This is a genomic window from Hafnia sp., from assembly GCF_036648275.1.
GTDB lineage: Bacteria > Pseudomonadota > Gammaproteobacteria > Enterobacterales > Enterobacteriaceae > Hafnia > Hafnia alvei.
Genome location: NZ_JAVXIQ010000021.1, coordinates 18,487 through 38,002, shown reverse-complemented (window position 1 = coordinate 38,002; position 19,516 = coordinate 18,487). Strand labels below are relative to the sequence as shown.

16 protein-coding genes are annotated in these 19,516 nt (G+C 51.3%); 5 read left to right on the top strand and 11 right to left on the bottom strand.

From position 1 onward, the window contains the following. Nucleotides 1–85: 85 nt before the first annotated feature. Nucleotides 86–1,279 carry a nicotinamide mononucleotide deamidase-related protein YfaY gene (locus tag RSC70_RS16190; RefSeq protein ID WP_332542994.1) on the bottom strand — a complete coding sequence of 398 codons (1,194 nt, stop codon included), beginning with the start codon at nt 1,277–1,279 and terminating at the stop codon, nt 86–88. Nucleotides 1,280–1,489: 210 nt separating this feature from the next. On the opposite strand from RSC70_RS16190, the gene tyrP reads away from it, so the two are divergent. Next, entirely contained in the window at nt 1,490–2,701 is a 1,212-nt protein-coding gene (tyrP, locus tag RSC70_RS16185) for a tyrosine transporter TyrP (RefSeq protein ID WP_103010457.1), read from the top strand. 179 nt (nt 2,702–2,880) lie between these two features. Beyond that, on the top strand, nt 2,881–3,906 hold the full coding sequence (trpS, locus tag RSC70_RS16180; protein ID WP_332542993.1) for a tryptophan--tRNA ligase: 1,026 nt from the start codon (nt 2,881–2,883) through the stop codon (nt 3,904–3,906). Between the two features lie 83 nt (nt 3,907–3,989). Here the strand turns inward: trpS and RSC70_RS16175 are convergent, their stop codons facing one another. Continuing rightward, nucleotides 3,990–4,535 carry a YfaZ family outer membrane protein gene (locus RSC70_RS16175; protein ID WP_332542992.1) on the bottom strand — a complete coding sequence of 182 codons (546 nt, stop codon included), beginning with the start codon at nt 4,533–4,535 and terminating at the stop codon, nt 3,990–3,992. 388 nt (nt 4,536–4,923) lie between these two features. Between RSC70_RS16175 and RSC70_RS16170 the strand changes: the two genes are divergently transcribed. Continuing rightward, complete coding sequence (locus RSC70_RS16170) at nt 4,924–6,357, top strand: catalase (protein ID WP_040044678.1); 1,434 nt, start codon at nt 4,924–4,926, stop codon at nt 6,355–6,357. 67 nt (nt 6,358–6,424) lie between these two features. On the opposite strand, the gene menE is transcribed toward RSC70_RS16170, so the two are convergent. From menE to RSC70_RS16130, 8 genes are all read right to left on the bottom strand, one after another. Further along, a complete protein-coding gene (gene menE / locus RSC70_RS16165) occupies nt 6,425–7,810 on the bottom strand; it encodes an o-succinylbenzoate--CoA ligase (RefSeq protein ID WP_332542991.1) in 1,386 nt (461 codons plus the stop codon). Between the two features lies 1 nt (nt 7,811). Then, nucleotides 7,812–8,783, bottom strand: coding sequence for an o-succinylbenzoate synthase (gene menC / locus RSC70_RS16160; protein ID WP_234619440.1), 972 nt, complete (start codon nt 8,781–8,783; stop codon nt 7,812–7,814). Continuing rightward, nucleotides 8,783–9,640 (bottom strand): 1,4-dihydroxy-2-naphthoyl-CoA synthase, encoded by an 858-nt coding sequence (menB, locus tag RSC70_RS16155; RefSeq protein ID WP_025797973.1) that lies wholly within the window; start codon nt 9,638–9,640, stop codon nt 8,783–8,785. Before menB ends, menC begins: the two co-directional genes overlap by 1 nt. 13 nt (nt 9,641–9,653) lie before the next feature. Next, entirely contained in the window at nt 9,654–10,424 is a 771-nt protein-coding gene (gene menH, locus RSC70_RS16150) for a 2-succinyl-6-hydroxy-2,4-cyclohexadiene-1-carboxylate synthase (RefSeq protein WP_442904318.1), read from the bottom strand. Nucleotides 10,425–10,441: 17 nt separating this feature from the next. Further along, nucleotides 10,442–12,121 (bottom strand): 2-succinyl-5-enolpyruvyl-6-hydroxy-3-cyclohexene-1-carboxylic-acid synthase, encoded by a 1,680-nt coding sequence (gene menD / locus RSC70_RS16145; protein ID WP_332542990.1) that lies wholly within the window; start codon nt 12,119–12,121, stop codon nt 10,442–10,444. A gap of 367 nt (nt 12,122–12,488) precedes the next feature. Then, entirely contained in the window at nt 12,489–13,814 is a 1,326-nt protein-coding gene (gene menF / locus RSC70_RS16140; RefSeq protein ID WP_103010009.1) for an isochorismate synthase MenF, read from the bottom strand. A 202-nt stretch (nt 13,815–14,016) separates the two neighbouring features. Beyond that, entirely contained in the window at nt 14,017–14,382 is a 366-nt protein-coding gene (locus tag RSC70_RS16135) for a hypothetical protein (RefSeq protein ID WP_332542989.1), read from the bottom strand. A gap of 139 nt (nt 14,383–14,521) precedes the next feature. Beyond that, nucleotides 14,522–15,037, bottom strand: coding sequence for a DUF1097 domain-containing protein (locus tag RSC70_RS16130; RefSeq protein ID WP_332542988.1), 516 nt, complete (start codon nt 15,035–15,037; stop codon nt 14,522–14,524). 317 nt (nt 15,038–15,354) lie between these two features. Between RSC70_RS16130 and RSC70_RS16125 the strand changes: the two genes are divergently transcribed. Beyond that, entirely contained in the window at nt 15,355–16,821 is a 1,467-nt protein-coding gene (locus RSC70_RS16125) for a C69 family dipeptidase (RefSeq protein ID WP_234619436.1), read from the top strand. A gap of 90 nt (nt 16,822–16,911) precedes the next feature. Here RSC70_RS16125 and RSC70_RS16120 read toward each other — a convergent pair whose 3' ends face one another. Beyond that, nucleotides 16,912–17,802: a LysR family transcriptional regulator gene (locus RSC70_RS16120; protein WP_234619435.1), complete on the bottom strand. Its 891-nt coding sequence runs from the start codon at nt 17,800–17,802 to the stop codon at nt 16,912–16,914. A gap of 208 nt (nt 17,803–18,010) precedes the next feature. Here RSC70_RS16120 and RSC70_RS16115 point away from each other — a divergent pair, with 208 nt between their 5' ends. Then, entirely contained in the window at nt 18,011–19,510 is a 1,500-nt protein-coding gene (locus RSC70_RS16115) for a UbiD family decarboxylase (protein WP_332542987.1), read from the top strand. The last annotated feature ends 6 nt before the right edge of the window (nt 19,511–19,516 follow it).

Here is a 19,516-nt window from a genome sequence, read left to right as displayed (position 1 = left end):
TTGCAGATATCCTACGAGACGTTAGCCCTGAGCAAATACCCGCTCGGGGCTTTTTTTAACCACAATCAATTGCCTTAATCACACATCACAGCGTTTCTGTAGGCTTTAACCATTCATAATTGCCATAAGGCGATTGCCCTGTGAGCCATCGGCGCAGCATATCCAGCGCTAGCATTGCCGTCATTTCCTGACGAATACGTTGACTGTGACGCTGTGAGCTATACACCATCGTTTGGCCGAAAGTTTCTTGTGCCGAATGCAGTACCACGCTGATGCAATCGTCTTGCAGTTCGCCTATCGCAATCGTTAAATCAACGCCGCTGTGAGTCGCTAAAACGCGCGATCGTGACGCAACCGCTTTCAAGCTGCTGTTACCGCTGTGCTCTGGCAGTTCGCCATTGCCCAAAGGCGCATCGGCAGAACGTAACTGCCAGCTTAACAATCCGGCGGTAAACTGTTCGCTCACGGCCAAACGTAGTCCGCGCTCACGCAGAAGAACGGCAACGTCGTGCGGCAAGCCCGCCGTACCTTCAAACACACAGTTTTCACCCGCAACTGCACGCACATGCTGCCAAGTTTCAACCATCGCTTCGCGCTGGGAAGACGGACCCGTTAGTTTTAATTCGATGATTGGCATCGAGGAACGATAGCCCAACGTGGTGTTTGGCGGCAGAGGTAATGAGTCCAGCTGCTGCGCTAAACCGCTTTCGGAGCGGCCAAACGTCGTCAGTCGTAAACAAAGCGGTGGCTCCGATAGCGTAAAACGCTGGCGCAAACGCGGCAAAATTTGCTGTTCGACCATCACTTTGAATTCAGAAGGCACGCCCGGCGTAAAGAAAATCCAGCAACCGTTGAGCTGGATGGCAAAACCACACGCGGTGCCGACCGGATTATCAATCATCTCGGCGCTGGCGGGGATCATCGCCTGCTTGCGATTGCTATCAGACATCGGACGCCCGCGTGAAGCAAAATAAGCTTCCATCTGCGCGATCCACTCAGGATGCTCAACCAGTCGCTCGCCCAGAGCATCTGCCGCAGCCTGCGCGCTGAGATCGTCGCTGGTTGGCCCTAAGCCGCCATTCACGATCAGAACGTCAGCATATTGGCTACGCAACTGTAGAGTGGACACTAAATCTTCCAGTGCATCTCCGACGGTGCTGCGCGCACGCATCGGGATCCCCTGCTGAAAAAGATAATCTGCCAACCATGCGGAATTAGTATCAATGATTTGGCCGTGCAGAACCTCGTCACCCGTACAGAGCATTTCTAGACGTAGCATACGTCTCTCCTGAAAAAGATTGCGACTAAACTCAGACTCCACTTTAGAAACAGCGCTATCACAACACAATGCTTTATTAAGATAATTTAGCGCGAAATTATATGTAATTATTTATTTACACTAAATGTAACGCCAGTTTGACGAACAGAATATTTTCCCTTAATCTGCGGGTCATAAATAGTAATGGATCGTCTTAATGCAGAGGAAAGCGTGAAGAATCGCACTCTTGGCAGTATTTTCATCGTTGCTGGCACCACTATCGGAGCGGGAATGTTGGCCATGCCGCTTGCGGCTGCCGGCGTAGGATTTGGCACGACCTTTATCATGCTGGTCAGCCTGTGGGCATTAATGTGCTACACCGCCCTGCTGCTGGTTGAAGTTTATCAACACGAATCTGCGGATACGGGTTTAGGCACGCTGGCCAAACATTATCTGGGGCGATCTGGGCAATGGTTAGCCGGAGCCAGCATGCTGTTTTTAATGTATGCGTTAACAGCGGCCTATATCAGCGGCGCGGGAGAACTCCTTGCTTCCAGCCTGAGCCAATGGCTATCCCTTGAGATTAAGCCTAGCGTGGGCGTTCTGCTGTTTACTCTTATCGCTGGCGGCGTTGTCTGCATCGGCACCCACTCGGTTGATATGTTTAACCGCGTGCTGTTTACGGCCAAAATCGTATTGCTGGTGATTATGCTCACGCTCATGATGCCGCATATTCATCAGGCTAACCTTCTCACGATGCCATTGGAAAAGGGACTTGCACTCTCTGCGATCCCCGTCATTTTTACCTCTTTCGGCTTCCACGGTAGCGTGCCAAGTATTGTCAGCTACATGAACGGTAATTTGCGCAAACTGCGTTGGGTGTTTATCACCGGCAGCGCAATTCCTCTCATCGCCTATATTTTCTGGCAGCTTGCGACGCTGGGCGCGATTAGCTCTTCGACTTTCGTTGGTATCCTTGCCGCGCAGTCAGGCTTAAATGGTTTGTTACAGGCCGTTCGCGAAGTCGTTGCAACCCCACATGTTGAACTGGCCGTTCATCTGTTTGCTGATTTAGCGCTGGCGACTTCTTTCCTCGGCGTAGCGCTGGGCCTGTTTGATTATTTAGCCGATCTGTTCCAGCGCAGCAATAAGGCCACTGGACGTGCGCAAACGGGCTTAATGACGTTTCTGCCTCCGTTAGCTTTTGCCCTTTTTTACCCACAAGGCTTTGTTATGGCGCTGGGCTATGCGGCGGTTGCATTGGCGGTGTTGGCGTTGCTGATCCCATCGATGCTGGTGTGGCAAACACGCAAGCATCATCCCCAGGCGGGATACCGCGTTATGGGTGGCAAGCCTGCGCTGGTGTTGGTTTTCCTGTGCGGTCTTTGCGTGATCGCTATTCAGCTATCAATTGCATCAGGCCTATTGCCAGCCGTCGGTTAAATTTGATAGGGTAAAAAGATGAATAGCATAATCCGAACTTCTCAAGTTGCCCGTTGGTGGCGCTGCATCTAGCGGCGGCACAGGATTCTGTTGATTCAAACATATCTTATACAAGCCGCCGGAGGGCGGCTTGTGACATTTTAGGACGCGCTCCGGCTACTATTTTCAGGAGCGTTACCATGTCCGACCTTCATTCTCATTCAACATCACACACTATTCTTACCGGCGATCGTCCAACCGGCCAATTGCACCTTGGGCATTACGTCGGTTCACTGCGCCAACGCGTTGCATTGCAGAATCTGTATCCGCAGTTTGTTCTGATTGCCGACCTGCAAGGATTAACCGACAACGGCAGCAACCCACAGAAAATCTCCCACAATATTTTCGAAGTGATGGCTGACTATCTGGCGGTGGGTATCGATCCGGCGAAAACGACGATCTGTTTGCAGTCGGCTTTACCCGCACTGGCAGAGCTCACCATGCTGTATATGAATATCGTCAGCGTGGCGCGCGTAGAGCGTAACCCGACGGTAAAAGCCGAAATTGCCCAGAAAGGATTTTCACGCACCCTACCTACCGGCTTTTTGGTTTATCCCATCAGCCAAGCTGCCGATATTACCGCATTCAAAGCTGACCGAGTTCCGGTGGGTGACGATCAGTTGCCGATGCTGGAACAGACCAACGAAATCGTACATAAGATGAATAGCCTATTACCGGAACCCACTTTGGCGCCTTGTCAGGCGATGCTCAGCGCGGTGAGCCGTTTACCGGGCATTGATGGCAACGCCAAAATGTCAAAATCACTAGGCAATACCCTTACCTTAGGTGCCAGCGCCGATGACATCAGCAAGGCCGTTCATGCCATGTATACCGACCCCAATCACCTACGCGTAAGCGATCCGGGGCAAATCGAAGGTAACGTAGTGTTCACCTATCTGGATGCATTCCATCCCGATGCCACACAGGTTGCAGCCATGAAAGAACACTATCAGCGTGGGGGGTTGGGCGATCGCCAGTGTAAGCAAGAACTTGAGGCGTGCTTACAGGCGCTGCTGGAGCCTATCCGTGCACGGCGTCTTCAGTTCAGCGCAGATAAAGCGGGGTTGATGGAAATCTTGCAGGCAGGCACCGAAAAAGCGCGAGAGGTCACTCAACAAACGCTAAACGAAGTGAAACGCGGTCTCGGATTACCCGTGATGTTTTGAAAATTATTATTTTTTGAAACCATTACGTTTAGAAACAAAAAAGCGCCGAAAAATCGGCGCTTTTCAGAAATTATCGTGGTTGCTTAGAAACCGATACCGGCACCGACATAAGCACCATCAGCCACGACGTTATTACGATCGCCGTCTTTCCCTGACATTTCAATATAGCGATAGCCAACGTCAATCGTCACCGGGCGAATGACGCTCCAGCGCAGACCTGCGCTCGCTTCTTTGTAATCGTTAATGCCGCTGGACAACGAATCTGGTGAATAGTATCCCTCACCGTACAGAGAGAAACTTTTGGTTAATGGCCACTGTAGGCCACCACCAACTGCAATAGCATAACCGTCGCTGCCATCTTTCTGCGGGTTGAGGTACAGCGCTTTGCCCCCTACGTTAGCAAGGAATGGTCCTAACGGCAGATTAATGCCCAAACCAAGGCCAGCAACATCACCGTCGTCGTCGTTATGCGCCCAATTCAGCGTGGAATACAAACCGGATGAATCCGTGCCAAATCCCGCTTCAACGTTCGTGTAGTGCTCACCCGCTTGCCCATGAATACTAATAGCTTTTGCTGCCGTTGCAGAAAAAAGAGCGGCACATGCGCAGCCCAAAACGATCTTCTTCATCTAGTGATTATCCTTAAAAAAATAGCCCGGTTCTCAGGTTCCGGTGCGCGAGAGTTTAAACCAATCATCAACGAGAACCAGAGAAAACTTCTCTAAATTTTGTAAAAAAATTAACCAATTATGTGTCTGATAACTTTTAGCAATCTGGTTAATAACCCTTAACTATTTGCGTGAGATCATTAAGAGGTCTACAAATATTGATTAGATTGGTTCACGGAACACTTATGGAAAGCCGGTTTTCCCAGATCAATCTTTTATGTCAGCTACATATTTTGGATTTAGCTGAAGAGCAATACCTAAGTGATAGGCACCTAAGCACGTCTGCCCTGAAACGAAAGGTATCACCCGGTTGAAGCAATTCACTGACTCTTGATGAAGGAGAGAAGTAATGAGCAAAAAAGGACTGACCACCGCCGCAGGCGCCCCCGTTGTTGACAACAACAACGTCATTACAGCAGGACCACGCGGCCCAATGCTGTTACAGGACGTCTGGTTCCTCGAGAAACTGGCCCACTTTGATCGTGAAGTCATTCCTGAGCGTCGTATGCACGCTAAAGGTTCTGGCGCACACGGTACATTCACCGTAACTCACGATATTTCCAAATACACACGCGCAAAAATTTTCTCTGAAATCGGCAAACAAACCCCGATGATGGTGCGTTTCTCAACCGTCGCCGGTGAACGTGGCGCTGCCGATGCAGAACGCGACATTCGTGGCTTCGCCATGAAGTTTTATACCGAAGAAGGTAACTGGGATCTGGTAGGTAACGACACGCCGGTCTTCTATCTGCGCGATCCGCTGAAATTCCCTGACCTGAACCACGTGGTAAAACGTGACCCGCGCACCAACCTGCGTAATCCAGTCTACAAATGGGATTTCTTCTCGCAGCTGCCGGAAGCCTTCCACCAGCTCACCATCGACTTCAGCGACCGTGGCCTGCCTAAGTCTTACCGTCACATGCACGGTTTTGGTAGCCACACCTTCAGTTTTATCAATGCCGACAATGAACGTTTCTGGGTTAAATTCCATTTCCGTTGCCAGCAAGGCATTGAAAACCTGATGGATGATGAAGCTGAAGCGCTGATCGGTAAAGACCGTGAAAGCTCACAGCGCGATCTGTACGATGCTATCGAACGCAAAGATTTCCCTCGCTGGAATCTGCAGGTGCAGATCATGCCAGAGAAAGAAGCGGCACAAACGCCTTATAACCCGTTTGACCTCACCAAGGTATGGCCACACAAAGACTATCCACTGATGGATGTCGGTTACTTCGAACTGAACCGTAACCCAGACAACTATTTTGCAGAAATCGAGCAGGTTGCCATGAACCCAGCCAACGTGGTGCCTGGGATCAGCTTCTCTCCAGACAAAATGTTGCAGGGCCGTCTGTTCTCATACGGCGATGCGCACCGCTACCGTTTGGGCGTCAACCATCACCAAATCCCAGTGAACGCACCACAGTGTCCGTTCCATAACTATCATCGTGATGGCGCGATGCGCGTTGACGGCAACAGCGGCAACGGTGCAACCTACGAGCCAAACAGCTTTGGTGTATTCCAAGAGCAGCCTGATTTCAGCGAACCACCGTTGAGCATCGAAGGCGCCGCGGATCACTGGAATCATCGCGAAGATACCGACTACTACACTCAGCCTCGTGCACTGTTTAACTTACTGAGTGAAGAAGAGCATCAGCGCATGTACACCCGTATCGCGGGTGAGCTGTCTCAGGTGCCTGAAGCTATTCAGAAACGTGCTCTGTGCCATTTCGCACAGATTCACCCTGACTATGCAGCCGGTATCATGAAGGCATTAGGACAGTAATCGTTCTCTTACATGCTTGAAGCTACAAACGCAAACAGGAGCCTTTCGGCTCCTGTTTTTTTCTATTTTATTCAACGTTTGCCAACCAATTGGCTATCTGCTTACGTGAAATTTTAATCCCACCCAGTTTAAGCGCTTCAGGCAGGAGGTAATAACGAATAGGCTGTTGGAATCGAGCGAGCTTGCCTTGAGTCCACTGCGCAAGCGAGGACAAATCCAGACCTTGCTGAGCCTCAATCACCGCAACCGGCCGCTGACCAAACTCACAATCGTCCACCGGTAGCACAAACGCCTGTTGAATATCAGGATGAGTCAGCAACACGCGCTCGACATCTTCGGGCTGAATGCCTTCGCCGCCGCTGAAAAACAGGTTGTCGAGTCGGCCAATAATTCTCAGCTCGCCATTCTGCATTTCGCCTCGGTCGCGAGTATGAAACCAGCCGTCTGCATCGGCTAACGGGAATAAATGCCCATCGCGCCAGTAGCCAGACGCCATGTTATCGCCCCGCAGCAGAATTTCGCCATCAACCAGCATCAGTTCACGCCCAATTAACGGCAGCCCAACGCCGGGTAAAGCATCAGCGCGTTTGGCACACACGGTTGACGCCATTTCTGTCAAACCATAGCCACACCAGCAGCGAATACCGCGCGCTTCCGCTTGCTCGGTTAAATCAACCGGAATCATCGCGCCGCCGAGCAGAACATCTTTCAGCGTCAGAGCGGTTTCAGGCTGGTTCAGCAAACGCCACAGCTGGGTAGGCACCAATGATGCGTGAGTACAGCCGCGCAGAGCGCCATCCAGCGGATGCATATTGCGCACCGCCAAACTCGCGCCAGCAAGCAACCAGCGCCACACAATGCCTTGCCCAGAAACATGGAATAACGGCAATGAAAGCAGCCAGCTATCGCCTTGCTCGAAGGGCATCATTGACAAGACACCCGCCGCACTGGACAGATGCGCCTGAAAACTATGCGCAGCGGCTTTCGGCATTCCCGTTGAACCCGAGGTTAGCGTTAGCGTAGCCAATCGCTGCGCTTGCCACGACGGTAATGCGGCAGAAGCGGCATCTGACGCGCTCAGCACAGCAATGCCGTTTGGCCAGCGGAACTCAGCGTCTAAGCTATAGCCATAATCGACATTAAGCTGGGGCAGAAGTTCAGTCAGCAAAGGCTCTGGCAACTGCGGATTAAGCGGCAGAACCCGTGCACCACATTGCAAAACGGCTAAATAAGCCAGCAGCAGCTCAGCGCTGTTTTTGCCTCGAACGGCGACGATGGCATCAGTAGTTACGCCTTGACGCATAAAGCTTGACGCTAACTGACCGACCTTTTGACTCAAAACCCGCCAACTCACCGGCGTGCTCTCTAGGAGCAACGCCGTATGTTCGGGAGTGTGACTGGCCCAGTGCTGCCAAGGCCAGTCGGTAAACGCAGGATAAATTGTTGCTGTCATGCTAAGAACGCCATACCACATCTAATGAAGAAACGTCCTGCAACGGCAACGTGTTTTCCGGCCAAGGGCGGATAAGCTGAGCCTGCATCAGATCTAACGTATCCAAACCGGGTACCGTATTCGGCGTCAGCCATGCCGCCACGCGCGCCAGTTGGGTGAGACCAAGGCTCGATTCGATGCTAGAGCTGATAACCGCATCCAGACCCGCTTGATGCGCCTGAGAAATCAGTTGCTGACAGCGCTGCAAACTGCCGGTTAAGGTCGGTTTGATAACAATCGCCGCCACGCCCTCTTCAGACTCAACGCGGAAATCAGGCTCACGTACGCTTTCATCCCACGCAATCGCAATACCGGTTTGACGTGCAAAATCACGCGATTCATCGCGGGTTTTACACGGTTCTTCCAGAAATGCGATACGGTTGCGCCATTCAGGATTCACATATTTGGCAAATCCATCGGCTTTAGCCCGTGTCCAACTACGGTTGGCATCCAAGCGCAATTTCAGATCGGGCAAGGCTTCTAGCAGCACGTTAACCACCATGCCGTCGCGCACCGCTTCATACAAACCGACTTTTACCTTGGCCACTTTCTCGCCGGGAATAGCTTGCAGCACCGCAAACAATTCGTCGGGGTCGCCAGAGCACAAAGGGGCTTTACGATAGTTAGCGTCCGTCGGCAGCGAACCTGAAAGCTCAGCCAACGCGCAGCTTAAACCAAAGGCCACCGAAGGCAGCGCATTTTCATTAGGCTGCTGGCCTGCGACCCACTGCTGCAAATCAGCCAGCACCGCTTCCTGCGCCTCTTCTAACGTTTCATGACTAAACTCAGGCAAAGGGGCAATCTCGCCCCAGCCTTCCTGTTCACCCTCGCGCAGGCACACTATCAACCCGTCACGAGTTTTTAGCCGCTGGTTGCGCAGAATGACGCCTGCATCCATGGGCAGGCTGTAACGGTAAAGTGTGACCTGTCGCATTATGGGTTACGCTTGAATTTAGAGAAATCGGGTTCACGTTTTTCGTTAAACGCGTTGCGTCCTTCCTGACCTTCATCGGTCATGTAGAACAGCATGGTTGCGTTACCCGCCAGCTCTTGCAGACCGGCTTGACCGTCGCAATCCGCGTTCAAGGCAGCTTTCAGGCAGCGCAGCGCCATTGGGCTGTTGCGCAGCATTTCACGACACCAGCGCACGGTTTCTTTTTCCAGATCGGCCAAAGGAACCACGGTGTTAACCAAGCCCATGTCCAGCGCTTCTTGCGCATTGTACTGACGGCACAGGAACCAGATTTCGCGCGCTTTTTTCTGACCGACGATGCGTGCCATATAAGAAGCGCCCCAGCCACCGTCGAAGGAACCGACTTTAGGCCCAGTCTGGCCGAAGACCGCGTTTTCTGCCGCGATCGTCAGATCACACATCATGTGCAGCACGTGACCGCCCCCGATGGAGTAACCCGCTACCGCAGCGACCACTGGCTTAGGACAGGTACGAATTTGACGCTGAAAATCCAGCACGTTCAGATGATGAGTACCGCTGGCATCTTTGTAGCCGCCGTAGTCGCCGCGAACCTTTTGGTCACCGCCGGAGCAAAACGCTTTATCGCCCGCGCCGGTCAGAATAATAGTGCCGATATGGTCGTCATAGCGAGCATCAGACATAGCCTGAATCATCTCTTTAACCGTCTGAGGGCGGAAAGCGTTGCGCACCTGTGGGCGGTTGATGGTGATTTTAGCGATACCGTCTGCCGATTTATGGTAGAGAATATCTTCAAAATCAGCAGAGCAGTCCTGCCACTCAATCGGTGCATACAGCTCTTGTTCGCTTGGATACAGCATAGTCAGATTCCTGTTAAAGAAGTGGGGTAAAAAAGTCGCGCACCTGAGCAACAAACTCGTCAGGATTGGCGCGATGTGCATTATGTCCGGCGCCTGCTATCGTTCGCACCGGCAAATCAGACTCGGCGGCAAGCTGCTGAAACTTAGCGTCACGCTCACCGCATAAATAGACAAAGGGAATAGCCAGCATTTTCAACTGCTCAGTGAGCAAGGGCTGTTTGCCCAGCGACGTTGACTCAAGCATTGTAGCCAAAGGCCCGCCGTTCTGCGCCGCGCGTAGTGTAATCAAGCGATGACGCTCAGGCTCACTCAGCTCGGCAAACACCGGCTGCTGATACCATGCCCGAAGAACTTCCGGCATCGGCTGTTGGCGAAAACCTTCAGCCCAGCGCGCATCATTTTCAATTCTGCTCACCCGCTCGGCTTGCGTTTTCAATCCCGGATTCCCCCCTTCGACCAGCAACGCTTTTAATCCTTTGGGATGCTGAGCCGCGTGATACATCGCCACTCTGCCGCCCAATGAATAGCCGATAAGCGCATAGGATGAAATATCATAATGCGCCAAGGTAGCCCGCAAAGCGGCATCCACGGCGGAAAAACCGTCTACGGAGAGTCGTGCCGAACGCCCATGGCCGGGGAGATCAACCAACAGATGTGAAAACTCGGGTAGCTGAGAGGCAAAATCTCGCCACTCGCTGCCTTCGCCCAGAAAGCCATGTAACCAGACTAAAGTCGGAGAAGAGCCCGCCTGCGTTTGAGCCGCAATGTTTGAACCGCAACGGATGTATGTCGCGGCCAAAATCACAGGGCTTTTACCTGAGCAAGCAGATCGCGCAGCGTTTCCGCGCCTTCGCTAGGAGAAACCTGCAGCTCAATGAGCGTAGCACCCGCACGACGCCAGCCTTGCTGCACCGCATCAACCAGATCATCCCAGCTTTGTGGCTGGGCATAAGCCAATTTGAACATCGCGGCGGCATGCTGGAACTCCACGTCCTGCGGCATCAGATAAAAGCGTTCACGCTCGGCTTCAGGCGTTGGCAGCATGGAGAAAATCTGGCCACCGTTGTTATTCACCACGATAAATACCGTTGGTGCAGAACAGTGGCGTAACAGCGCTAAGGCATTGAGATCGTAAAGCGCGGAAAGATCGCCAACGATCGCCAGCGTCGGTTTCGCCGTGGCGCGCTGTACACCCGCCGCCGTAGAAATCAGTCCGTCGATGCCGCTTGCGCCACGGTTGCTGTAAACTGGGTATCCCACAGGGAGCTGGGCAAACGCGTCAATCAATCGAACAATCAGGCTATTACCGACGAACAGCTGACCATTTTCAGGCAATAGTTCAGGGATGCGCTGCGCCACCTGCGCCTCGCCAAAATGTTCATCGAGATATTCAGTCACGCACTGCTGAGCTGTATCCGCCAACAGTTCCAGCTCTGGTGCCCATGGCGCACGTGGCTGCGCGGGATGCAGCGCCAGCCAATCAGCGATAGACGCAATCACGCGGCGGCCATAGTGATTCGCTGGATCTAACCGCCCTTCCAGCGGATCGATCAACCAATATTCTTGCGGTTCGCAACTGGCCTGCCACTGCAACAAACGCTTACCCGTTAGGCTGCTGCCGAATTGGATTACCACCTGCGCCTGCGCTAATAACGACTGAGCTTTTGGATTCGCCAGCCATAAATCCGCACACGGCAAAGGTTGTCCGCTCTGCGATAAAACATCGCCAATCAGCGGCCAGCCAAGCAGCTCAGCCCATTGAGAAACTAGATCGCCCTCTTCGGCGCTCATTCTGCCTGCTAAGATAACACCGCGTTTTTGCCGCCAGTAAAACCAGTCGGGCTGTTTTACCGCAGTGCGCGCATGCAGGTCTGTTTCACGCAGCCACGGACGAGGATCCTGCCACCATTCACCTAGAGTGTTCGACCACGCATCGGCGGAACCGTCGTCATCACCATACAATGGCTCAGCAAAAGGACAGTTCACATGCAATGCGCCGTGGCTCAGCTGCGCCATCGCGCTGTCAATGGCAGAAGCCAGCCAGCGAGCGGGAATATCAGGCGTCGGCCTTGGCAGGTTCAGCGTTTGCTTAGGATGGGATGCAAAAATACCGTTTTGACGAATGGCCTGATTGGCACCGCAGTCGATAAGTTCTGGCGGACGATCGGCGGTCAGCATGACCAAGCGTTCACCGGTCAGACCGGCTTCAATTAATGCGGGATAGAGATTCGCAACCGCCGTGCCCGATGTGACGATAACGGCAACCGGTTCGCCGGAAGCCTTCGCCAGTCCAAGCGCCAAATGACCCAAGCCACGCTCATCAAAATGCGTATGGCAAATAAGCTGCGAATTAGCCGCCGCCGCAAGCGTCAGTGGCGTAGAACGGGAGCCGGGAGCAATACAGATATGGCGAACACCGTGGCGGGTTAACGCCTCCAGTAACAACGCGGCCCAGTGGCGGTTAAATACACTTGTCGACATGGCGGCTCAGCAGTCTGGTTAAAAAGGGTTTTCTCAGCTTAGTCCACTCACCGAAACCCATCTGAGCTCGAGAATGGTAAAGCCGTTAATTTGTTCGCAATTTGAAGGTCTTACAAAACTATGTCTTACAAAACCATAACGTAGAGTAACTTCATGTTTTTGAAAGAAAATCAAAAGGGATTATGCGTGCAATATGTTACACCAGCGAGCACAAGACCACAATCAGCTAAGGGGAGTATATAAAGCCAGAGGATCTATCTGACTTCTGGGTTGCAGAGATAAGAGGGGGAAGTAAAAAAAGAGAACAGAATGCGCCATAAAGACTCGTAGCACGGAGCCCTTATGATCGGCGCAAGATTTAGCATGATTACAGCGAAATATCACTTTCCAGCAGCGTTCTCAAACCCGCGGCTTTGTTTTCAATTTCTAGCCACTCTTGTTCGGGATCCGATCCCGCCACGATGCCCGCTCCGGCATAAAGATGAATATGATCATTCTCAATTAACGCCGATCGCAATGCCACGGCAAACTCCGCCTGATCCTGCGACAAATAGCCTGCCGAGCCTGCATACCAGCCGCGGTCGAAGGGTTCATCCTGCATGATGAACTGGCGCGCAGGTTCACGCGGTAATCCGGCTACGGCAGCGGTAGGCTGCAAGCGGCGCAGGCAATCAGCGTCGTTAGACTGCACCAGCGTGGCATGAATTGGCCGACGCAAATGCTGAACCTTACGCAAACGGATAATTTCAGCAGGCATCACATCGAGCGCTTGCGCCCCACCCTGCAAACGCTGGCAAATATCATCCACCACCAGTAAATTTTCGTGCTGGTTTTTTCGGTCTGACATCAGCCACTGCGCATTTTCTTGCGCTTGCGCATCGTTATTACCGCTGGCTACGGTGCCAGCCAAGGCTTCCGTTTCCAGTGATAAGTTTTGGCGACGATATAATCTTTCCGGCGAAGAACCTAAAAACGCCCGCTCCGGCGCTAACGCTAACATGAAGTGATAGCAACGGTGGTTAACCGCACGGCTTGCCGCTAAGAATTGCGCGGCACGCAGCGGTAGCGAAAGTTTTAGCGTAGTACGGCGTGCCAGTACCACTTTTTCGAATGCCTTGTGCTCAATTTCAGCTAACGCATTATTGAGTAAATTACACCAAGCATCATGATCGGGTTGATGGCGCGCAGCGAGAACATCGGTTTGTAAGGTCGGCAATGGCTGAATAGCGCACAGCGCAGCTAAATCACGCAGCGCAAGTTCCAGATCTTGTTTCAGTGATGTTTCACCGTACAGATACACCACCAGCTCCGCCTTACCGGCATGACGCATCAGCGCGATACGCGGCAAAAACAGCAGGCTGTTAATCGTGCCATAGCCATCCAGCTCAACCTGACCAAACGCGTTTAGCCCCCAAATACGTAGCTCAGGGCAGCCATTTTCTTGAACAAATTTCTGCGCCTGCTCGGCGTCGGTAAACGTACGCACCGCACCACACACCGCGGCTTCTTCCGCGCCATCGCGGTGTCGCCAGTAAAATTGTGGAAACAGCGGTTGCGACGCCAACCACTCCAACATTTGTGTTCCATCTTTCAAACTGCAAGGCAGCGCAATACGTACCAGCCCCGATTGCTCGGCAGCGGCTTGGCGTAACAAAGGAATGATGCGTTCTACCAGGACGGAAAGATGAACCACGACAACCTCGGGCGGCTTTAAGAAGAAGTGAGGAATTATACGGTGGATTAATAAGAAGGAAAGCAACCAGAAGAGTTATCGGCACAGCCAGCGAGTAAATGGTGAAAAACCCGCCATTTATTAACATTTGGCGGCTATCAGCAGACCTATTTTGTCTCTACCCCAATGTTTACCAACATGGCAGCTCGCTCGCAAGGCAGCATCAAAAGCAGGAAAGAATAGGCCACAGCAAAGTGACAAAAATGATGTGACATACAATCCACAGATGGAAAGGATGACCTAGCCAGCGGCTCACTAATATAGCGACAATAAGTGAAAGAAGCATCGCCGCTGCTGAAAACACAACGATACTCAGCACGCTATCATCTAAATATCCCCACCGTTGCCAATGCATTCCTAGCAAGAACAAAAGCACCGATACAATTTGTGGAGCTTCAACCCAGAGTAAAATATTGCGACATTTCGGGCTGCCGCCCAAAGCCATAAGGATAATAATTAATAAAACAATAGGATAGATAACAAACAGAAATGACGATCCTAGAAAAAGAGCAACGCCTAAACCATCCATGATCAATTACCCCATCCGTGTTTTCCATTAGCGCTAAATATCCTCACTCCACCAGAAGATGCAAATTAAATCATCTGGAAGAAATCGTGAATTTAAGCGCTGATGGGCACGCTAACGATGGCAGTTTTGCTGTAAATGATTACGAGCTGATCGACTTGCTATCTGCATCTACATTTTGATTTTGATTTTGCTGCACTGACTGATTTTGTTTACGTGCCGCCAGCCACAATCCGCTGTTTTTCATCGCGTAGCCAAAGACTAAGCCTACTAACAGCGAAGGAACCACCATCTGCCAATCGCCGTTTGCTGCGAAGGTTGCGCACGCGCCGATAAAGGTACCGGGTACAAACGCCAGCCAGCGCTGTTGCGCCTGAATGCACATCAGAAAAGCTACGATCCCAGTCAGTACATAACCTAAGATCGTCCACTCTGGGCGTAGAGCCCCACCATAAATGATCACTTCAGCCCAGAATACACCGCTCAGCAGCGTGCATAGGCTGATGCCAAAACCCTTTAATCCGCCCTGTGGACAGGCGAAATAGGCAGTACAACCGAGAAAACCCGCCCAGCTTAACAGGCCAAGGCTCACGGCGACCCAGCCCCAAATGCCAGAAAGGATGCCGGTGGTGATGGCAATAGCAACCAAAACATTCATGATGAAAATCTCACGTATTCAAAAAAAGTAGTTTACCGATGGGAACAGGATATTCATTGACTGGCATCACAAATACAAAGTGACGTGTTTATATGATTACATTTTATTGTGATTTTAATCACAAATAAAGCTGTTTTTTTCGCCACCTCGCGGCCTAGCGCCTCACGAAAATGGACACTTTACCGGCCAATCTGGCCATAAAACCAGACAGCCACCATCCAACAGAATCGTGCCCGTTCATTGTCATATCAAAATCAGAGGCATAGGTTATAAGCCTAAAAAATTTCTCTCACGCATGACGAAAGGCCACCATTCTGATGAAAAAACACATTCTCTCCGCCGTCATTCCCGCTCTACTCGTTCCCCCCGCAATGGCATGCACTACGATTTTGGTGGGTAATGAAGCCTCCAGCGACGGCTCTTTTATCGTCGCACGCAATGAAGACTATTCCGCCAATAACCCAAAACACTTTCTGATTCATCCTCGGGTTGAGCATCAAAAAGGGGAATTTAAGTCCCACGCCAATGACTTCACCTATCCATTGCCTGAAACTTCGCTGCGCTACAGCGCGATATCAGATTTTGACACCAACGATTTATCCATGGGTGAAGTTGGATTTAATGAGGCGGGCGTTGGCATGACCGCGACGGAAACCATCTATAACGGCCAGCAGGTGCTTAAGTTCGATCCTTACGTAGAGAAAACCGGCATCACCGAAGACGCTATCGAAAACGTGATCCTGCCGAGAATTCATAGTGCGCGTGAAGGTGCCGAACTTCTGGGTAAAATCATTGAAGAAAAAGGTGCCGGTGAAGGGTTTGGCGTGGCTTTTGTTGATGAACATGAAGTTTGGTATTTAGAAACCGGCAGCGGTCATCAGTGGATGGCCGCCAAACTGCCGCGCGACCAATACTTCGTTTCAGCCAATCAGGGACGTTTAAGAAATTATAACCCTGAAGATAAAGCCAACTATCTGGGGTCAAAAACGCTGATTAGCTTTGCCGAACAGCACGGTTTATACAACCTTAAAGACGGCGAGTTTGATTTCCATAAAGCCTATTCGCAAGACGTTGAAAACGATGTCACCTACAACTATCCGCGCGTTTGGACAGTGCAACACATGTTCAATCCAGAGCTGAAAACGACGATCACCGATGGCACCGCGTTCCCAGTCTTCTTAAAACCCGCACATAAAATTTCCGTTGCAGATGTTCAGTCCGCGCTGCGTAACCACTATCAGGGAACGGCGCATGACCCGTATGCCAACAACAATCCCAAAGAGCCTTATCGCCCTATTTCCGTATTCCGCACCCAAGAATCTCACGTACTTCAGGTGCGTCCAAAACTTCCTAAAGCCATTGGCGAAGTGGCCTACGTCGCTATCGGCATGCCGTCGCTCAGCGTGTATGTTCCCTACTACCAAGGTATGGAGCATTATCTTCCTGGCTATGATAAAGGCACCGACAAATTCAGTGATGATTCAGTAAGTTGGAAATATCGCCAGCTGCAAACGCTCGTAATGCAAAACTACAACGCCTATGCGCCTGAAGTCGAAAAAGCCTATGCCGAATTTGAGAAAAATACGGCGGTTCAGCAAACGGCGATGGAAAAAGAGTATCTAAAACTCTATCAGTCTCAGCCGCAGCAGGCGCAAAAAGTGCTACAGACGTTTGAAGATAAAGTGATGCAGGATGCGCTGAGTCTGACAGAACAGCTTACTCGCCAAGTCATGACGCAAATGACCCACGATACCGATATGAAATATCACTTCGAAGGCGCATAACAGCGGCGTGAGTAACGAATAATCAGGGCCGGGAGCGTATCAATAGTTTCCGGCCATTCCGGTTATCCCTCTCATAATGTGAACCTGTATTCACTTCTGAAACGGATAGCCTTCTTGAATAATTTCCATCATCTCTTGGGTGTAAGGCGTGACGGGCGTTTTCACCAGCGCAGGGAAAAACACCATCGGTGACGGAAAAACTTCAACAACATAGCTATGACTGAGTTTGCTGGCATCCACCTCTGACGCAGGCAGTAGCGTCGCCGCGGCAAGTCCAGACTCGATCCAATCTAGAATCGCCTCCGGCTGGGTAATATGCATAATCACATTGGGATGCTTGCCGCCTTTATGAAAGTGATCCAATAAAATCTCATCGGTTCCGGCATCTTTGGCGCGATGCAATAAAACCAGGGGGAACTGGGTTAGTGCAAGATATGGAAATGGGGAAACAGGTGCTTCAGCTAACAGCTTGTTAGATATCACGGCCACAACGGGGATCGGAGGAAACGTGATACAGTCAAACCCCTCAAATTTTCTAGGTTTTTGAATCAGCGCAACATCAATTAATCCCTCATTCAAATGCGATTCCAGATAGCTCGAATCGAGCACTGAAATATGTAATTCAGCATCTGGATTACGTCGATGTAATTCTAAGAGCAGCGGCTTAAAATAGCGCTGAAATAGATGTGTGAGCCCCACTTTTAAAACTTTGGTTTCGCGATTCGAGAGAAGCGTTGTTTCCCGCGCGGTATCTTCTATCTGGCGTAAAATATCGCAGGCTTTGCGATAAAGATAATAACCGGCCTCGGTCGTTTCTAAACGATTGCCATTACGCATAAACAACGGGGCGTTGAGCTCATCTTCCAGCTCTTGGATCCTTTTACTCAGCGGCGGTTGAGCCATATTCAGCGCTCTTGCCGCTTGGCTAATCGAGCCTTGCTCTACCACCTTACAAAAGTATTTCAGCCTTTTAAGATCCACTTACGTGCTTCCCTTTATCATTTTCGCCCTGACGAGTTTCGCACCGTAAAGCCGCACTGACAAATATTCGGCGACACTATTTCGCTGCAATAAAAGAGATAATAGAGAGTATCGGTATAGCCACTATGACCGAAACGGTATTGGTCACGAAATTCAATTAAGAATATATCTATTCCTAACCAACGCCCTCTTATCTCAAGGCAGAACGATGGACAATACTCCGGATAATAAAATTAAAAATCCCATTCATGATTTACGTTCCGCACTGGCCTTTTTAGCCACACAGCCCGGCGAATTAGTCTCTACCGACGTTGAAGTCGATCCGTGCGCTGAACTGTCCGGCGTATATCGTTACGTGGGCGCAGGTGGAACCTGCTTGCGCCCAACGCGGAAAAATGGCCCAGCCATGGTGTTCAACAAAATTAAAGGATTCAACAATATTAGCGTCGCCATTGGTTTGAATGGTTCACGCAGCCGCGTAGGACATTTTCTCAACTGCGAACCTGAAAAACTGGGGCATCTGCTGAAAAACTCGGTGAAAAATGCCGTCGCCCCCGTGACAGTCGGCGCAGATAAAGCGCTGTGCCAACAGGTGATTCATTTCGCCGACGATGCGAATTTTGACCTCCGCAAACTGCTGCCAGCACCAACTAACACCGAAGAAGACGCCGGTCCGTATATCACCATGGGGCTGTGCTACGCCTCCGATCCCGACACGCATGAATCAGATATCACCATCCATCGCCTATGCGTACAAAGCCGCGATGAGCTTTCTATGTGGCTCACGCCCGGTCGTCACATCGATGCCTTCCGCATGAAAGCTGAAGCGCAGGGAAAACCATTACCGATTTCAATCAGCATTGGGGTCGATCCCGCGATTGAAATCGCCGCCTGCTTTGAACCTCCAACCACACCGCTTGGCTTTGACGAACTGAGTATTGCTGGCGCCCTGCGCGGCCATGCCGTTGAAATGGTGCAATGCAAAACCATCAATGAAAAAGCCATCGCCCACGCCGAGATTGTGATTGAAGGCGAGCTCTTGCCCAATGTACGGCTGCGCGAAGATCAAAACACCAATACCGGCAAGGCAATGCCTGAATTCCCCGGCTATACCGGTGCGGCCAAAGACGCGCTGCCGGTCATTAAAGTCAAGGCCGTGACTCATCGCTTCAACCCTATCTGGCGTACCACCATCGGGCCGGGAGAAGAGCATGTGAATATGGCGGGTATACCCACCGAAGCCAGTATTTTGGATATGGTTGAACGTGCAATGCCGGGCAAACTTCTCAACGTCTTTGCCCATTCTGCGGGCGGGGGAAAGTTACTGGCGGTCATGCAGTTTAAGAAAAGCGCCGCCGTAGACGAAGGTCGCCAACGGCAAGCGGCGTTGCTAGCTTTTGCAGCGTTTTCTGAGTTGAAACACGTTATTCTCGTCGATGAAGATGTGGATATTTTCGACAGCGACGACGTGATGTGGGCAATGCAGACCCGTTATCAGGGCGATGTGGATACCATTTTTATCCCCGGCGTTCGCTGCCATCCGCTCGATCCTTCGCAAATGCCAGACTACAGCCCCTCCATTTTGCAAGAAGGGATGTCATGTAAGACCATTTTTGACTGTACGGTTCCGTTCCATTTGAAAGCCCACTTCGAGCGTTCTCGTTTCAAAGAGGTCGATGTGAAACGCTTCTTGCCTGATTTTGAATAATCACTG

Coding starts and splice junctions, on each gene's coding strand:
- RSC70_RS16190 (WP_332542994.1), bottom strand. CDS start 1,279: ATGCTACGTCTAGAAATGCTCTGTACGGGTGACGAGGTTCTGCACGGC.
- trpS (WP_332542993.1), top strand. CDS start 2,881: ATGTCCGACCTTCATTCTCATTCAACATCACACACTATTCTTACCGGC.
- RSC70_RS16175 (WP_332542992.1), bottom strand. CDS start 4,535: ATGAAGAAGATCGTTTTGGGCTGCGCATGTGCCGCTCTTTTTTCTGCA.
- RSC70_RS16170 (WP_040044678.1), top strand. CDS start 4,924: ATGAGCAAAAAAGGACTGACCACCGCCGCAGGCGCCCCCGTTGTTGAC.
- menE (WP_332542991.1), bottom strand. CDS start 7,810: ATGACAGCAACAATTTATCCTGCGTTTACCGACTGGCCTTGGCAGCAC.
- menC (WP_234619440.1), bottom strand. CDS start 8,783: ATGCGACAGGTCACACTTTACCGTTACAGCCTGCCCATGGATGCAGGC.
- menB (WP_025797973.1), bottom strand. CDS start 9,640: ATGCTGTATCCAAGCGAACAAGAGCTGTATGCACCGATTGAGTGGCAG.
- menD (WP_332542990.1), bottom strand. CDS start 12,121: ATGTCGACAAGTGTATTTAACCGCCACTGGGCCGCGTTGTTACTGGAG.
- RSC70_RS16135 (WP_332542989.1), bottom strand. CDS start 14,382: ATGGATGGTTTAGGCGTTGCTCTTTTTCTAGGATCGTCATTTCTGTTT.
- RSC70_RS16130 (WP_332542988.1), bottom strand. CDS start 15,037: ATGAATGTTTTGGTTGCTATTGCCATCACCACCGGCATCCTTTCTGGC.
- RSC70_RS16125 (WP_234619436.1), top strand. CDS start 15,355: ATGAAAAAACACATTCTCTCCGCCGTCATTCCCGCTCTACTCGTTCCC.
- RSC70_RS16115 (WP_332542987.1), top strand. CDS start 18,011: ATGGACAATACTCCGGATAATAAAATTAAAAATCCCATTCATGATTTA.